This window comes from Streptomyces sp. NPDC003393, assembly GCF_053589015.1.
Genome location: NZ_JBSFRB010000037.1, coordinates 28,952 through 44,513, shown reverse-complemented (window position 1 = coordinate 44,513; position 15,562 = coordinate 28,952). Strand labels below are relative to the sequence as shown.

At 74.0% G+C, this 15,562-nt stretch carries 11 protein-coding genes and 1 riboswitch; of the genes, 9 read left to right on the top strand and 2 right to left on the bottom strand.

The window, feature by feature from the left end:
- Positions 1–229: 229 nt before the first annotated feature.
- Positions 230–1,360: an alpha/beta hydrolase gene (locus tag ACWDUZ_RS28955; protein WP_451634740.1), complete on the bottom strand. Its 1,131-nt coding sequence runs from the start codon at positions 1,358–1,360 to the stop codon at positions 230–232.
- Positions 1,361–1,519: 159 nt separating this feature from the next.
- Positions 1,520–2,227 (bottom strand): class II aldolase/adducin family protein, encoded by a 708-nt coding sequence (locus ACWDUZ_RS28950; RefSeq protein WP_451634739.1) that lies wholly within the window; start codon positions 2,225–2,227, stop codon positions 1,520–1,522.
- A gap of 199 nt (positions 2,228–2,426) precedes the next feature.
- On the opposite strand from ACWDUZ_RS28950, the gene ACWDUZ_RS28945 reads away from it, so the two are divergent.
- From ACWDUZ_RS28945 to cobI, 9 genes are all read left to right on the top strand, one after another.
- A complete protein-coding gene (locus tag ACWDUZ_RS28945; RefSeq protein WP_451634738.1) occupies positions 2,427–3,857 on the top strand; it encodes an inorganic phosphate transporter in 1,431 nt (476 codons plus the stop codon).
- Between the two features lie 34 nt (positions 3,858–3,891).
- Positions 3,892–4,122 carry a hypothetical protein gene (locus tag ACWDUZ_RS28940; protein ID WP_451634737.1) on the top strand — a complete coding sequence of 77 codons (231 nt, stop codon included), beginning with the start codon at positions 3,892–3,894 and terminating at the stop codon, positions 4,120–4,122.
- 159 nt (positions 4,123–4,281) lie between these two features.
- Positions 4,282–4,420, top strand: a riboswitch (cobalamin riboswitch).
- 101 nt (positions 4,421–4,521) lie between these two features.
- Positions 4,522–5,508, top strand: coding sequence for a cobalamin biosynthesis protein (locus ACWDUZ_RS28935; RefSeq protein WP_451634736.1), 987 nt, complete (start codon positions 4,522–4,524; stop codon positions 5,506–5,508).
- Positions 5,505–7,013 carry a cobyric acid synthase gene (locus ACWDUZ_RS28930; protein ID WP_451634735.1) on the top strand — a complete coding sequence of 503 codons (1,509 nt, stop codon included), beginning with the start codon at positions 5,505–5,507 and terminating at the stop codon, positions 7,011–7,013. The genes ACWDUZ_RS28935 and ACWDUZ_RS28930 overlap by 4 nt, the downstream gene beginning before the upstream one ends.
- The gene (gene cobN / locus ACWDUZ_RS28925) at positions 7,010–10,660 is read left to right on the top strand and encodes a cobaltochelatase subunit CobN (RefSeq protein WP_451634734.1); all 3,651 of its coding nucleotides are present in this window, start codon (positions 7,010–7,012) and stop codon (positions 10,658–10,660) included. Before ACWDUZ_RS28930 ends, cobN begins: the two co-directional genes overlap by 4 nt.
- A gap of 169 nt (positions 10,661–10,829) precedes the next feature.
- A complete protein-coding gene (locus tag ACWDUZ_RS28920; RefSeq protein ID WP_451634733.1) occupies positions 10,830–12,836 on the top strand; it encodes a putative cobaltochelatase in 2,007 nt (668 codons plus the stop codon).
- Positions 12,836–13,435, top strand: coding sequence for a cob(I)yrinic acid a,c-diamide adenosyltransferase (gene cobO / locus ACWDUZ_RS28915; RefSeq protein WP_451634732.1), 600 nt, complete (start codon positions 12,836–12,838; stop codon positions 13,433–13,435). Before ACWDUZ_RS28920 ends, cobO begins: the two co-directional genes overlap by 1 nt.
- Positions 13,429–14,808: a cobyrinate a,c-diamide synthase gene (locus ACWDUZ_RS28910; protein WP_451634731.1), complete on the top strand. Its 1,380-nt coding sequence runs from the start codon at positions 13,429–13,431 to the stop codon at positions 14,806–14,808. Before cobO ends, ACWDUZ_RS28910 begins: the two co-directional genes overlap by 7 nt.
- Positions 14,805–15,536: a precorrin-2 C(20)-methyltransferase gene (cobI, locus tag ACWDUZ_RS28905; RefSeq protein WP_451634730.1), complete on the top strand. Its 732-nt coding sequence runs from the start codon at positions 14,805–14,807 to the stop codon at positions 15,534–15,536. The genes ACWDUZ_RS28910 and cobI overlap by 4 nt, the downstream gene beginning before the upstream one ends.
- Positions 15,537–15,562 lie beyond the last annotated feature (26 nt).

The following is a 15,562-nucleotide window of genomic DNA, read 5'->3' as shown; positions in this document are numbered from 1 at the left end:
TCACGGGTGCAGTCTTCCGTTTGACGGTCCGAAAACCCAAACGGAATGTCACGGCGGGCGACGGGGATGGCCAACGCAGGGGTCCCCGGGGTGCCCGACAGAGCGGAACAAGCCGGCCCCCCAGCCCTGAAACGGAATCGCCTCTCCCGCTCACCGGCTCACCCGGCCGGCCGGTCCCCGGCACCGCTCCGGCGCCCGGCGGACCGTCGGCGGGGGCCGCGCGGGCCCGTCACATCAGCGGAGTGAGGAAGCGGCGCAGGGCCTCCTCGTAGCCGTCGGGGTCGGCGTTCCACATGGCGCCGTGGGGGGCGTGGGGGACCGTGTGCAGGGCGACCAGGTTGGGGTGGCGGGCGGCGAGACGGCGCGAGTGGCGCCAGGGGGCCACCTCGTCGCCGGGGCCGTGGAAGACCAGTGTCGGCACGGTGAGCCGCGCCGGGTCGTTCGCCCGGGCGAGCCGGTCGCCGTGCAGGCCGACGCGGCCCTGCGCGGCGCGCACCGCGAGCGGCAGCAGGGGGCCCGGGGTGTGCCGCGCCCTGGCCAGGGCGCGCAGTGTCGCCTCCCAGTCGAGCACGGGCGAGTCCAGGATCAGCCCGGAGACGCGGTCGCGCAGGTCCGAGTCGAGGGCGGCGCGCAGCGCCATGGTGGCGCCGGTGGACCAGCCGTGCAGCACGACCCGCTCGGCGCCGGACCGCACGGCGTAGCCGATCGCGGCGTCCAGGTCGCGCCACTCGGTCTCGCCGAGGTGGTTCAGGCCGTCCGGGGAGCGGGGCGCGCCCGGGTCGCCGCGGTAGGCGAGGTCGAGCACCGGGAAGTGCCTGCGGTGCAGGAAACTCATGATGTTCAGCGGGTGCTCGCGGGTGGTGCCCAGCCCGTGCACGGTGATCACCCAGGTCTCGCGGACCGCCGGCACGAACCAGGCGGGCAGCGCGCCGAGTTCGCCCGGGACCTCCACGTCGTCGTGGTGCAGGCCGAGGGCGGACCGGGGGTCGCCGACGTGCACATTCGGGGTGAACCAGACCTTGTCCCGGGGCTGCAGCAGTCCGTGCGTGACCCCTTCCAGCCGGCGTACGACGGTGTCCGGCAGGTGCGGGGCGTCCCGCAGGACGGGTCCGACGACCGCGTGGGAGCCGTCGCCGGCCAGCCCGTACGTGCCGGGCCGCAGGGAGGCCAGGTCCCGGGTGAGCGTGATCTGGCCCGCGGCCGTGCTGTGCACGGTGAGCCGGGGTTCGGTGGGCAGGGGCCGGCCGGGGGGCGCCTTGAGCGCGGCGTCGCTGGCGAGCCGTCCGGCGGCGACGCTCGCCGCGCCGGCCGCCAGGGTCGCGGTGACGGCCGCGGCCGTCGCTCTGACTACTGTGCGCACGGATCCAGTGTCGTGGTGTCCCCGGTCACCGGCCAGTGGGCGGAAGGGTCGGGGTGACATGTTCCTGCGAGTTCCAGAAAGAGCGGGCTTCACCCCTCCGGGGACTGTCCGACGATTCCCGTCCGCCGCGGGCGACGGCGCGCATCGTCGGACAGCCCCTCAGCGGCCCGGTTGTCCGTAGCCCCGCAGCCGGTCCGTCACGTGCGCCAGCTCTTCGCGCGACAGCAGGGACGGCGTCATGCCGGGCACCGAGGACGCGGTCAGCCACAGCCGGCACATCCACTCCAGCTGGGCCGTGCGGTCGTACGCCTGGTCGAGGGTGGCGCCGTGGGTGACGGTGCCGTGGTTCTGCAGGAGGCATCCGGAACGGCCGGCGAGGGCGCGCAGCATGTTCTGGGCCAGCTCCTCGGTGCCGTAGGTGGCGTAGGGCGCGACACGCACCGGACCGCCGAGCGCGGCGGCCATGTAGTGGACCAGGGGCAGTTCGGGGACGAGTGTCGAGACGGCCGTCGCGTGCACGGCGTGGGTGTGGACGACGGCGGCCGCGTCGGTGGCGCGGTAGATCGCCAGGTGCATGGGCAGTTCGCTGGTCGGGACCAGTGTGCCGAGCACCTGCCGGCCGTCGAGTCGGACGCCGGTGATGTCGTCCGGCGTGAGCCGGTCGTACGGCACGCCCGACGGCGTGACCAGCACGGTCTCCCCCACCCGCACCGACACGTTGCCGGAGGTGCCCACCACCAGCCCGTCGGCCACCGTGCGCCGGGCCGTGGCCACCAGCTCGCGCCAGGCGCGGGCCTCCGGCTCCCGCGCCTGGCGAGCGCGCACCGGGTCTGTCGCATCCGTCACTCGTGTGTCCCGCTCCGTCATGCCGTGATCCTTTCAGCCCGGACGTGCGGCAGGACAGGGACAGCCGCTCCGCCGGGTCACGGACGACGGGCCGCGGCGGCGAAACGGAACCTCCGGGAAGCAGATTCGGACACTCCGCGGACCGGCCCAGTTCATCTTCTGTTCACCCTGGTTACCTACGTTCAACCAGCCAATGACGCTCGAACGATTGCCTGGGTAAATGGAAAGCTTCTCGCTGATCCTCGCGATTGTGGTAGTAACCGCACTCGCGTTCGATTTCACGAACGGTTTCCACGACACCGCCAACGCGATGGCCACCACCATCTCGACCGGCGCACTCAAGCCCAAGGTCGCGGTGGCCATGTCCGCCGCGCTCAACCTGGTGGGCGCGTTCCTCTCCGTGGAGGTCGCCAACACGATCTCCAAGGGCCTCGTCGACGAGGCCGGCATCCGTCCCGAGGTCATTTTCGCCGCCCTGGTCGGCGCGATCCTCTGGAACCTGCTGACCTGGCTGGTCGGGCTTCCGTCCAGTTCCTCGCACGCCCTCATGGGCGGCCTGATCGGCGCCACGATCGCCTCGGCCGGCGTGGGCGCGGTGCACGGTGACGCCCTGGTCACCAAGGTCATCATCCCCGCGGTGGCCGCCCCGGTCGTCGCGGGTCTCGCGGCGATGGTCGCGACCCGGCTGTCGTACACGATCGGCGGGAAGGCGGACGGCACGGCGGCCGAGAAGGGCCACCGGGTCGGGCAGATCGCCTCCGCGGGCCTGGTCTCGCTGGCCCACGGCACCAACGACGCCCAGAAGACGATGGGCGTCATCACCCTCGCCCTGATCGCCGGCGGCGCCACAGCCCCCGGCTCCAACCCTCCCACCTGGGTCATCCTCTCGGCGGGCCTCGCGATCGCGCTCGGCACCTACATCGGCGGCTGGCGCATCATCCGCACCATGGGCACCGGCCTGACCGACCTCCAGCCGCGGCAGGGCTTCGCCGCCCAGACCAGCGCGGCCACCGCCATCCTCGCCTCCTCGCACCTCGGCTTCTCGCTCTCCACCACGCACGTCGTCTCCGGCTCGGTGATGGGTGCGGGCCTGGGCCGCAAAGGCGGTGTGGTCCGCTGGTCCACCGCAGGCCGCATGACCGTCGCCTGGGTCCTCACGCTGCCCGCCGCGGCCCTGGTCGGCGCGGGCGCGGAGGCGGTCACCGGGCTGGGCGACTGGGGCACCGCGCTCGTCGCCGCGTTCCTGGTGACCTCGAGCGCGGCGATCTGGAAGATCTCCCGCCGCCAGGTCGTCGACCACACCAACGTCACCGAGCCCGCGGCCGAGGAGCCGCCCGGCGTCGTGACCCAGGCGATCGCCGCCGTCACCCCGCCCCCGGCGGCCCCCGCCCCCGCGTCCACGGCACCGGTCTCCACGGACGAGTCCGCCGCCGTCGAGTCGCTCACCGCGACGATCCCCGCCCAGCCGGCCGCCCCCGTCATCGACGCGCCCCTCATCGAGACGCCCGTCATCGACGCGACAGCCATCACCACGCCCGCCATCGACGCACCCGTCATCGATCCGACGGCCGTCACCACGCCCGTCATCGATCCGACGGCCGCGCCGACCGCGTCCGCCGCTCCGGCCACCCCGCCGGCCGCCACCGTCTGACCCCCGCTCACCCGGCACCCAAGGAAGCATCACCATGAAGATCGACTGGGCAGCCCTCGGCTCCGTCTTCGGCGTCAGCCTCGCGGTCACCGTGGGCCTGGTGGCACTGTTCACCCTGGGCATCGCGGGCCTGTCCCGGCGGGAGCGTGCCGTCGCGCGGGGCGACGGAGGCGGGGTCCTCGCGGTCACCGGCGCCTACGTCTGCTTCGCCACCTGCGCCGCCGCGGTGGCCTACGGCATCCACCTCATCGTCGGCACGGGCTGACAGCCGGTCAGGGCCCCTGCCGGACCCCGGAAGTCAAGAGCGTCCCACCACCCGCCCCGCCCGCCCCGCCACCTCGGCGAACGGGCGGGGCGGGCTTCTCGCGCCGGTGGTGTGGGCCTCATCTCAGTATCCCGTCGCAGGTCAACGGTGAGTTGACGGGTGTTCGCGGGGCGTGGTGGACTGCCGGGGCCATGTACGGCGGCAGGAGAGGAAGCCGGTGCGAATCCGGCGCGGTCCCGCCACTGTCACCGGGGTAGTAACCCCGGGAGCCAGGAACTCTCACCGCCGGTCTCGTCGAACCAGGGCGTGGACACCCTGAGTGAGGACATATCGCCATGCGCGGCTGCCGACCGAGGTTCATCGACGACGCTCTGCCCGGCCCCGAAGTCGGCTGAACCCATGGGTGCCGATCGCGTCTTCGCGTACGGCGCCGCCGCCGGCCTCCTCGGTGACCTCCTCCTCGGCGATCCACGCCGAGGACATCCGGTCGCCGTGTTCGGCCGCGCCGCGGGCGCCGTGGAACGTCTGCTGTGGCGGGACCACCGAGGTCGGGGCGCCCTTCACACGGCCCTGTGCGCCGGCGGCGCCACCGCGCTCGGTGCCGCCGCCGCGCGCGCCGTCCGCCCCTCCCCCGTCGCCTCCGCCGCCCTGACGGCCGCCGCCACCTGGGCCGTGGTCGGCGGGACCTCCCTCGTCCGGGAGGCGCGCACCATCGGGCGCGCGTTGGAAGCGGGCGACGTGGTGGCGGCCCGGGCGCGGCTGCCGCACCTGTGCGGGCGCGACCCCCAGGCGCTCGACGCCGACGGGATCGCCCGGGCCGTCGTGGAGTCGGTCGCCGAGAACACCTCCGACGCCGTGGTGGGCGCGCTGGTGTGGGGCGCCGTCGCCGGGGTGCCGGGGCTCGCCGCGTTCCGGGCCGTGAACACCCTGGACGCCATGGTCGGGCACAAGTCGCCCCGGTACCGCCGCTTCGGCTGGGCCTCCGCACGCCTGGACGACCTGGCCGGATGGCCGGGGGCGCGGCTCACCGCCGTCCTGGCGGCCGTGGCCGGCCCTGACCCGCGGGGCGCCCTGCGCGCCTGGCGCGCCGACGCCCGCCGGCACCCGAGCCCCAACGCCGGTCCGGTCGAGGCCTCCTTCGCGGGGGCGCTCGGGGTGCGGATGGGCGGCACGCTCTCGTACGGCGGGCGTCTGGAGCACCGCCCGGTGCTCAACGGCGCCGGGCGCGCCGTGCGCGTCGGGGACATCGAGCGAGCGGTACGGCTCTCACGGCGCGTCGGCTGGCTCGCCCTCGGCACCTGCGCCGCCGTCGGGCTCCTGTGCGACCGCGGCCGCGGCGATCGCGGCACGCGCGGCAACCGTCGGACGAAGGGAAGCGCGTCATGAGCGGCGGTCTGCTCGTCGCCGGCACCACCTCCGACGCCGGCAAGAGCGTCGTGACGGCCGGGATCTGCCGGTGGCTGGTGCGGCAAGGCGTCAAGGTCGCGCCCTTCAAGGCGCAGAACATGTCCCTCAACTCCTTCGTCACGCGCGAGGGCGCGGAGATCGGGCGGGCGCAGGCCATGCAGGCCCAGGCCTGCCGGATCGAGCCGACCGCGCTGATGAACCCGGTGCTGCTCAAGCCGGGCGGGGAGCGGAGCAGCCAGGTGGTGCTGCTGGGCAGGCCGGTCGGCGAGATGAGCGCGCGCGGCTACCACGGCGGACGGCAGCAGCGGCTCCTGGGCACCGTGCTGGACTGCCTCACCGAGCTGCGGGGCACGTATGACGCCGTGATCTGTGAGGGGGCGGGGTCCCCGGCGGAGATCAATCTGCGCCGGACCGACATCGTGAACATGGGGATCGCGCGGAACGCGCGGCTTCCCGTGCTGGTCGTCGGGGACATCGACCGCGGGGGTGTGTTCGCCTCGTTCTTCGGGACCGTCGCGCTGCTCTCACCGGAGGACCAGGCGCTCGTCGCCGGGTTCCTCGTCAACAAGTTCCGCGGGGACGTCAGCCTGCTGGAGCCCGGACTGGACATGCTCCGGGACCTCACCGGGCGGCGCGCGTACGGCGTCCTGCCCTTCCGGCACGGACTCGGCATCGACGAGGAGGACGGGCTGCGCGTGTCCCTGCGGGGCACCGTCCGCGAGTCCGCCGTGGCCCCGCCCGTCGGCGAGGACGTGCTGCGCGTCGCCGTGTGCGCGATCCCGCTGATGTCCAACTTCACCGACGTGGACGCGCTCGCCGCCGAGCCCGGGGTCGTCGTGCGGTTCGTGGACCGCCCCGAGGAGCTGTCCGACGCCGACCTGGTGGTGGTCCCGGGCACACGCGGGACCGTACGGGCACTGGAGTGGCTGCGCGAGCGGCGTCTCGCGGACGCGCTTGTCCGACGGGCCGCCGAGGGGCGGCCGGTCCTCGGGATCTGCGGCGGTTTCCAGATCCTCGGCGAGCACATCGAGGACGAGGTGGAGTCGCGCACCGGGGCCGTCCCCGGCCTCGGTGTCCTCCCCGTCCGGGTGCGGTTCGCCCGCGAGAAGACCCTCACCCGGCCGGTCGGCGAGGCCCTCGGGGAACGGGTCGAGGGGTACGAGATCCACCACGGGGTCGCCGAAGTGACCGGCGGCGAGCCCTTCCTGGACGGCTGCCGGGTCGGCCGGACGTGGGGCACCCACTGGCACGGCTCGCTGGAGTCGGACGGCTTCCGGCGGGCCTTCCTGCGCGAGGTCGCGGCCGCCGCGGGCCGCCGTTTCGCTCCGGCCCCGGACACCTCGTTCGCCGCGCTGCGCGAGGAGCAGCTGGACCGGCTCGGCGACCTGATCGAACAGCACGCGGACACGGACGCGCTGTGGCGGCTCATCGAGTCGGGCGCGCCGCCAGGACTGCCTTTCATTCCACCGGGAGCGCCCGCATGAGCACAGTGTTGTTGTTGTCGACCGCCGACACGGATCTGCTGGCGGCCCGGGCCTCCGGCGCCTCCTACCGGATCGGCAACCCCACCCGGGTGGACGTCACGCGGGAGCTGCCCGGTCTGCTCGACGGCGCCGACCTCGCCGTCGTACGGCTCCTCGGCGGCAGGCGCGCCTGGGAGGAGGGGCTGGCCGCGCTGAAGGCGTCCGGCGTCCCGACCGTGCTGCTGGGCGGGGAGGCCGTGCCGGACGCCGAGCTGATGGCCGAGTCGTCCGTGCCGGCCGGGGTGGTGGCCGAGGCCCTCCGGTACCTGGTCGAGGGCGGCCCCGCGAACCTGCTCGAACTGTCCCGGTTCCTGTCCGACACCGTGCTGCTGACCGGCGAGGGCTTCGAGGAGCCGCGGAAGATGCCGGAGTACGGCGTCCACGGCTCCCCCGAGCCGCGGGACGGCCGCCCGACCGTCGGCGTGCTCTTCTACCGCGCCCACGAACTCAGCGGGAACACCGCCTTCGTGGACACGCTGTGCGAGGCGGTCGAGGCGCGGGGCGCCAACGCGCTGCCGGTGTACTGCGGTTCGCTGCGCGGCGCGGACGCCGGGCTGTACGAGCTGCTGGGCCGGGCCGACGCCCTGGTCGCCACCGTGCTCGCGGCCGGCGGCACGCACGCCTCGCAGGCGTCGGCGGGCGGCGAGGAGGAGTCCTGGGACGTCGGCGCGCTGGCCGAGCTCGACATCCCCGTCCTGCAAGGACTGTGCCTGACCTCGTCGAAGAGCGCCTGGGACGAGTCCGACGCCGCCCTGTCCCCCATGGACGCGGCGATGCAGGTCGCGATCCCGGAGTTCGACGGCCGGCTGATCACCGTGCCGTTCTCCTTCAAGGAGCAGGGCCCGGACGACGTACCGGTCTACGTCGCCGACCCCGGGCGGGCCGCCCGGGTGGCCGGGATCGCCGTACGGCACGCACGGCTGAGGCACAAGCCGAACCGGGACAAGAAGGTGGCGCTGGTCTTCACCGCCTACCCGACCAAGCACTCCCGCGTCGGCAACGCGGTCGGCCTGGACACGCCCGCGTCGGCGGTACGGGTCCTGGACGCGCTCAGGGACGCCGGTTACGCGCTGAGCGCGTACCCGTCCGGCGGCGACGAGCTGATCCACCGCCTGATCGAGGCCGGCGGCCACGACGTGGAGTGGCTGACGGAGGACCAACTGGCCGCCGCGCCCGCACGGGTACCGCTCGCCGACTACCAGGCGTGGTTCGCGAAGCTGGACCCGGGACTGAGGGACGCGATGGTGGAGGCGTGGGGCGAGCCGCCGGGGTCCCTCTACGTCGACGGCGACGACATCGTCCTCGCCTCCCTCCGGTTCGGGAACGTCGTCGTCATGATCCAGCCGCCGCGCGGCTTCGGCGAGAACCCGATCGCGATCTACCACGACCCGGACATGCCGCCCTCGCACCACTACCTGGCGGCCTACCGCTGGCTGGAGAACAGTTTCGGCGCCGACGCGATCGTGCACATGGGCAAGCACGGCACGCTGGAGTGGCTGCCCGGCAAAGGCCTCGGACTGTCGGGCGGCTGCGCCCCGGACGCGGTCCTCGGCGACCTTCCGCTGGTCTACCCGTTCATCGTCAACGACCCCGGCGAGGGCACCCAGGCCAAGCGGCGCGGGCACGCCACGGTCGTCGACCACCTCGTGCCGCCGATGGCGCGTGCCGACACCTACGGCGATCTGGCCAAGCTGGAGCAGCTGCTGGACGAGTACGCGCTGGTGAGCGACCTGGACCCGGCGAAGGCGCCGGCCGTGCGGGCGCAGATCTGGACGCTGGTGAAGGCCGCCGAGCTCCACCACGACCTGCACGTGGCCGAGCAGCCGGACGACGAGGCGTTCGACGAGTTCGTCATGCACATCGACGGCTATCTGTGCGAGATCAAGGACGTGCAGATCAGGGACGGACTCCACATCCTCGGCGGCGGCCCGGTCGGCGAGCCTCGGGTGAACCTCGTCCTCGCCGTGCTGCGCGCCTCGCAGGTGTGGGGCGGGCGGGCGAACGCCCTACCGGGCCTCAGGGCCTGTCTGGCCTCCCATTTCAGGCTGGTGGAGAGGGAGTTGCTGGCCGAGCCGGGCGCGCCGGTGAAGGCGCCGGTGGAGCTGACGGACCTGGTCGAGGGCCCGTCCCGTACGGCGGCGGACGCGATCGACCTGCTGGAGCAGCTGTGCCGGCGGATCGCGGAGGGCATGGAGGCACGGGCCTGGGACCGCACGGCCGTGGGCGCGGTCCTCGACGACGCGCTCGGCACCCGGTTCCCGGACGCGGTCGCGGTGCTGGAGTTCGCCTGCGACGAGGTCGTGCCGCGGCTGGCGCGGACCACCGACGAGATCACGCACATCCTGCGGGCGCTGGACGGCGGCTACGTCCCGGCGGGTCCGTCGGGTTCGCCGACCCGCGGTCTGGTCAACGTGCTTCCCACGGGCCGGAACTTCTACTCCGTCGACCCCAAGGCGATCCCCTCCCGGCTCAGCTGGGAGGTCGGGCAGTCGCTCGCGGACTCCCTCGTCCAGCGGTATCTGGCCGACACCGGGGAGTACCCGAAATCCGTGGGGCTGACGGTGTGGGGCACGTCCGCGATGCGCACCCAGGGCGACGACATCGCCGAGATCCTGGCGCTGCTGGGCTGCCGGCCGGTGTGGGACGACGCCTCGCGGCGGGTGACGGGCTTCGAGGTGGTCCCCCCGGCCGAGCTGGGCCGGCCCCGCATCGACGTCACGGTCCGGATCTCCGGCTTCTTCCGGGACGCGTTCCCGCACGTCGTGGGGCTGATCGACGACGCGGTGCGGGCCGTGGCCGAGCTGGACGAGCCGGGCTCGCGGAACTTCGTGAAGGCGCACGCCGACGAGGACACCGCCGCGCACGGTGACCGGCGCCGGGCCACGGCCCGGATCTTCGGTTCCAAGCCGGGCGCGTACGGCGCGGGCCTGCTGCCGCTGATCGACGCCCGCAACTGGCGCTCGGACGCCGACCTCGCCGAGGTGTACGCGGTGTGGGGCGGATACGCCTACGGGCGCGGGCTCGACGGGCGGGCCGCGCGTTGGGACATGGAGACCGCGTTCCGGCGGATCGCGGTCGCCGCGAAGAACGTCGACACCCGCGAGCACGACCTGGTGGACGCCGACGACTACTTCCAGTACCACGGCGGCATGGTCGCCATGGTCCGGCATCTGACCGGCGCCAACCCCGAGGCGTACGTGGGCGATTCGGCGACGCCGGACCAGGTGAGGACACGGACGCTGGGCGAGGAGACCCACCGGGTGTTCCGCGCGCGGGTGGTCAACCCGCGCTGGATGGCGGCGATGCGCCGGCACGGCTACAAGGGCGCCTTCGAGATGGCGGCGACCGTGGACTACCTGTTCGGCTACGACGCCACGGCGGGCGTGGTCGACGACTGGATGTACGAGAAGCTGGCCGCTGAGTACGTGTTCTCGCAGGAGAACCAGGACTTCATGCGGAAGTCCAATCCCTGGGCGCTGAGAGGCATCACGGAGCGCCTGCTGGAGGCCGCGGACCGTGAGCTCTGGGCGGAGCCGGACCAGGAGACCCTGGACCGGCTCCGGGCGACCTACCTGGAACTTGAGGGAGATCTGGAGGGGGACGCGTGAGGCTCCCTCGAACCCCCGCGTCGGCGGGGAGCAGGTCATCCCGCGCAGTGCCCAGGGGTTCGACTGCGGGACACCCCCGCGACAGCGGGGAACATGCCCGCAGTCTGTCAGCTGATCGGGACCGCAGCCCGCAGTCATCACACCAGCCACCCGAAGGAGTGATCTCGGCGTGAGTAGCCCTTTTCCGTTCACAGCCGTAGTTGGACAGGACGACCTGCGACTCGCGCTGCTTCTCAACGCCGTGAGCCCCGCGGTCGGTGGCGTCCTGGTCCGGGGTGAGAAAGGGACCGCGAAGAGCACGGCCGTACGTGCCCTTTCGGCGCTGCTCCCCGAGGTCGACGTCGTCTCCGGGTGCCGTTTCTCCTGCGACCCCGGGTCCCCCGATCCCGGGTGCCCGGACGGGCCGCACGAGCCGGGGGCGTTCGAGTCCCGTGCGGCGCGGATGGTCGAACTGCCGGTCGGCGCTTCGGAGGACCGGCTGGTCGGAGCGCTCGATATCGAGCGGGCGCTCGCCGAGGGCGTGAAGGCGTTCGAGCCGGGCCTGCTGGCCGACGCGCACCGCGGGATCCTGTACGTCGACGAGGTCAATCTCCTGCACGACCACCTGGTCGACCTCCTGCTGGACGCGGCGGCGATGGGCGCCTCCTACGTCGAGCGGGAGGGCGTCTCCGTACGGCACGCGGCGCGGTTCCTGCTCGTCGGCACCATGAACCCGGAGGAGGGCGAGCTGCGGCCGCAGTTGCTGGACCGGTTCGGGCTGACCGTGGAGGTCGCGGCCTCGCGGGAGCCCGACCAGCGGGTGGAGGTCGTACGGCGCCGGCTGGCCTACGACGACGACCCGGCCGCCTTCGCCGCCCGGTGGGCCGAGGACGAGGCCGCCGTACGGCAACGGATCGTCGGGGCGCGGGAGTTGCTCCCGTCCGTGCGGCTGGGCGACGGTGCGCTCCGGCAGATCGCGGCGACCTGTGCGGCCTTCGAGGTGGACGGCATGCGCGCCGACATCGTGATGGCGCGCACGGCGACCGCGCTGGCGGCGTGGGCGGGGCGGACGGACGTGCTCGCCGAGGACGTCCGGCAGGCCGCGCTGCTCGCGCTGCCGCACCGCAGGCGCCGTAACCCGTTCGACGCGCCCGGTCTCGACGAGGACAAGCTGGACGAGACGCTGGAGGAGTTCTCCGGCGCGTCCCCCGACGATGACCCCGACCGCGGCCCGGACGGGGGCGGCCCGGACGGGGGCGGCGGGCAGCCGGCACCCGAGGACGGTCCGCGGCAGGACGGTGGCGCCGCTGCCCAGCCCGAGGCCGGTGAGGGCGGTGAGCCGCAGGCGTCCGGGGGGCGGGAGCAGTCGCCCGTACGAGCCGCGGAGCCGTTCCGCACGAAGGTGCTGAGCGTGCCCGGTCTCGGCCAGGGCGCCGCCGGGCGGCGGTCCCGGGCGCGCACCGAGCACGGGCGGACGACCGGGGCCCTGCGTCCCCGGGGCGCGCTGACCAAGCTGCACCTGGCGGCGACCGTGCACGCGGCGGCCCCGCACCAGCGGGCGCGCGGCCGGTCCGGGCCGGGTCTGGTGATCCGCCGGGACGATCTGCGGCAGGCGACGCGCGAGGGGCGCGAGGGCAACCTCGTCCTGTTCGTGGTGGACGCCTCCGGGTCGATGGCGGCGCGGCAGCGCATGCGCGCCGTGAAGGGCGCGGTGCTGTCGCTGCTGCTGGACGCCTACCAGCGGCGGGACAAGGTGGGGCTGGTGGCCTTCCGGGGTTCCGCCGCCGACGTGGCGCTCCCGCCGACCTCGTCCGTGGACGCCGCCGCCGCGCGCCTGGAGTCGCTGCCGACCGGGGGCCGTACCCCGTTGGCGGCCGGGCTGCTGAAGGCACACGAGGTGCTGCGGGTGGAGCGGCTGCGGGACCGGGCGCGGCGGGCGCTGATGGTCGTGGTGACCGACGGGCGGGCCACCGGTGGTCCGGATCCGGTCGCGCTCGCCGGCCGCGCGGCACGGCTGTTCGCGGCCGACTCGGTCGCCTCGGTGGTCGTGGACTGCGAGTCGGGGCCGGTCCGGCTGGGGCTCGCCGGGCGGCTCGCCGCCGATCTGGGCGGTACGGCGGTCACGCTGGACGAGCTGCGGGCCGACTCGATCGCCGGACTGGTCAGGGACGTTCAGGGCGACAGGAGGGCCGCGTAATGCCACAGGGACAGCCGAGTGTCGTACCGGACGACGGGCTGACGACCCGTCAGCGGCGCAACCGGCCGCTCGTCGTCGTGCACACCGGGGTCGGCAAGGGCAAGTCCACCGCCGCCTTCGGGCTGGCGCTGCGCGCCTGGAACCAGGGCTGGCCGATCGGGGTGTTCCAGTTCGTCAAGTCCGCGAAGTGGAAGGTCGGCGAGGAGAACGCGCTGCGCGTGCTCGGCGCCTCCGGCGAGGGCGGGAGCGTCGCCTGGCACAAGATGGGCGAGGGCTGGTCGTGGGTCCAGCGGGACGCCCAGATGGACAACGAGGCCAAGGCCCGCGAGGGCTGGGAGCAGGTCAAGCGGGACCTGGCCGCCGAGACGTACCGGCTGTACGTGCTGGACGAGTTCGCGTACCCGATGCACTGGGGCTGGGTCGACACCGACGAGGTCGTCGAGGTGCTGCGCGACCGGCCGGGCACCCAGCACGTGGTGATCACCGGGCGGAACGCGCCGGAGAAGCTCGTCGATCTCGCCGACCTGGTCACCGACATGTCCAAGGTCAAGCACCCCATGGACGTCGGGCAGAAGGGCCAGAGGGGCATCGAGTGGTGAGTTCCGCGGCCGTGCCCCGGCTGGTCGTCGCCGCGCCGGCCTCCGGCAGCGGCAAGACCACCGTCGCCACCGGGCTGATGGCCGCCCTGGCCGGGCGGGGGCTGTCCGTGTCCCCGCACAAGGTCGGGCCGGACTACATCGACCCCGGGTACCACGCGCTCGCCACCGGGCGCGTGGGACGCAACCTCGACGCCTACCTGTGCGGGCCCGAGCTGGTCGGGCCGCTGTTCCGGCACGGGGCGCGCGGCTGCGACATCGCGGTCGTCGAGGGCGTGATGGGGCTGTTCGACGGGGCTGCGGGTGAGGGCGAGCTGGCGTCCACGGCGCAGGTGGCGAAGCTGCTGCGGGCCCCTGTCGTGCTCGTCGTGGACGCGTCCTCGCAGTCCCGGTCGGTGGCCGCGCTGGTGCACGGGTTCCTCACCTGGGATCCGCGGGTGCGGGTCGGAGGGGTGATCCTCAACAAGGTCGCCTCGGACCGCCACGAGGAGCTGTTGCGCGAGGCGCTGGACTCGGCCGGGGTGCCCGTGCTCGGGGTGCTGCGGCGGGCGCCGCAGGTCGACACGCCGTCGCGGCACCTCGGTCTGGTGCCGGTCGCCGAACGCCGGGCGGCGGCCGTGGAGGCGGTCGCGGCGATGGGGGCGCAGGTCGCCGGTGGCTGTGACCTGGACGCGCTGGTGGCGCTGGCGCGGAGTGCGGGTCCGTTGACGGACGCGGCCTGGGAGGCGGCCGAGGCCGTGGCCGGACCGTCCCCGGCCGGTACGGCCCTGGCCGCCGGTGTGGTCGCGGTGGCCGGCGGGGAGGCGTTCACGTTCTCCTACGCCGAGCACGCCGAGCTGCTCACCGCCGCGGGCGCCGACGTGGTCCCCTTCGATCCGCTCCGCGACGAGCGACTGCCCGAGGGGACCCGCGGGCTCGTCGTCGGCGGCGGGTTCCCCGAGGTGTACGCCGCCGAGCTGTCCGCCAACGAACCCCTCCGCAAGGCCGTCGCCGACCTCGCGCTGAGCGGCGCCCCTGTCGCCGCCGAGTGCGCCGGCCTGCTGTATCTGTGCCGGGAGCTGGACGGCCGCCCCATGTGCGGCGTGCTGGACGCCACCGCGCGCATGAGTGAGCGGCTGACCCTCGGCTACCGGGACGCGGTGGCCGTCGGGGACAGTGCCCTGGCCGCCGCCGGGACGCGGATGCGGGGGCACGAGTTCCACCGCACGGTCGTCGAGCCCGGCGCCGGTGCGGCTCCCGCCTGGGGGCTGAGGGCTCCCGTGCGGCGGGTCGAGGGTTTCGTACAGCAGGGCGTGCACGCGAGTTATCTGCACACGCACTGGGCCGCCGCGCCCGGTGTCGCCCGTCGGTTCGTGGAGAGGTGCTGGACGTCATGAGCAGCAGGCTGATCGGGGTGGGGGTCGGCCCGGGCGATCCGGAGCTGGTGACCGTCAAGGGCGTGGGCGCGCTGCGCGCCGCCGTGGTCGTCGTCGTCCCCGTCATGGACACCGGGGAGCGCGGGCGCGCCGAGGCGACGGTGCTGCACTACGTGCCCGCGGAGAAGGTCGTCCGGGTGGTGTTCGCGCTGAACGAGCGCACCGACCGGACGCGCCGGGAGGCCGCCTGGGACGCGGCGGGCGAACGGGTCGCCGGGCTGCTGAGGGAGCACGGCTCGGTCGCGTTCGCCACCATCGGCGACCCCAACGTGTACTCGACGTTCACGTATCTCGCGCAGACCGTCGCGGATCTGGTGCCCGGCGTGGTCGTGGAGACGGTGCCCGGCATCACCGCCATGCAGGATCTGGCGGCGCGGTCCGGGGCCGTGCTCACCGAGGGCACCGAGCCGTTGACGCTGGTGCCGGTGACCGCCGGCTCCGCCGTGCTGAAGGAGGCGCTGGCCGGGCCGGGGACGGTCGTGGCGTACAAGTTCGGGCGGCAGGCCGCCGAGGTCGCCGAGGTGCTGAGGGAGACCGGGCGGCTCGGGGACGCCGTGTGGGGGTCGGCGCTCGGGCTGCCCGAGGAGTCGGTGCGGCGGGCCGCCGAACTGGACGGGTCGCCGTTGCCGTATCTGTCGACGCTGATCGCGCCGCCCAGGCGGGACGGCGGGCGGGGCGGCAAGCTGTGACACCCGGCAAGCGGTCGTCCGGCGCT

Excerpts from the sequence above, each read along its gene's own strand:
- ACWDUZ_RS28945 (WP_451634738.1), top strand. The coding sequence starts at position 2,427 with ATGGAAAGCTTCTCGCTGATCCTCGCGATTGTGGTAGTAACCGCACTC.
- cobO (WP_451634732.1), top strand. The coding sequence starts at position 12,836 with ATGCCACAGGGACAGCCGAGTGTCGTACCGGACGACGGGCTGACGACC.
- ACWDUZ_RS28940 (WP_451634737.1), top strand. The coding sequence starts at position 3,892 with ATGAAGATCGACTGGGCAGCCCTCGGCTCCGTCTTCGGCGTCAGCCTC.
- cobN (WP_451634734.1), top strand. The coding sequence starts at position 7,010 with ATGAGCACAGTGTTGTTGTTGTCGACCGCCGACACGGATCTGCTGGCG.
- ACWDUZ_RS28935 (WP_451634736.1), top strand. The coding sequence starts at position 4,522 with ATGGGTGCCGATCGCGTCTTCGCGTACGGCGCCGCCGCCGGCCTCCTC.
- cobI (WP_451634730.1), top strand. The coding sequence starts at position 14,805 with ATGAGCAGCAGGCTGATCGGGGTGGGGGTCGGCCCGGGCGATCCGGAG.
- ACWDUZ_RS28950 (WP_451634739.1), bottom strand. The coding sequence starts at position 2,227 with ATGACGGAGCGGGACACACGAGTGACGGATGCGACAGACCCGGTGCGC.
- ACWDUZ_RS28930 (WP_451634735.1), top strand. The coding sequence starts at position 5,505 with ATGAGCGGCGGTCTGCTCGTCGCCGGCACCACCTCCGACGCCGGCAAG.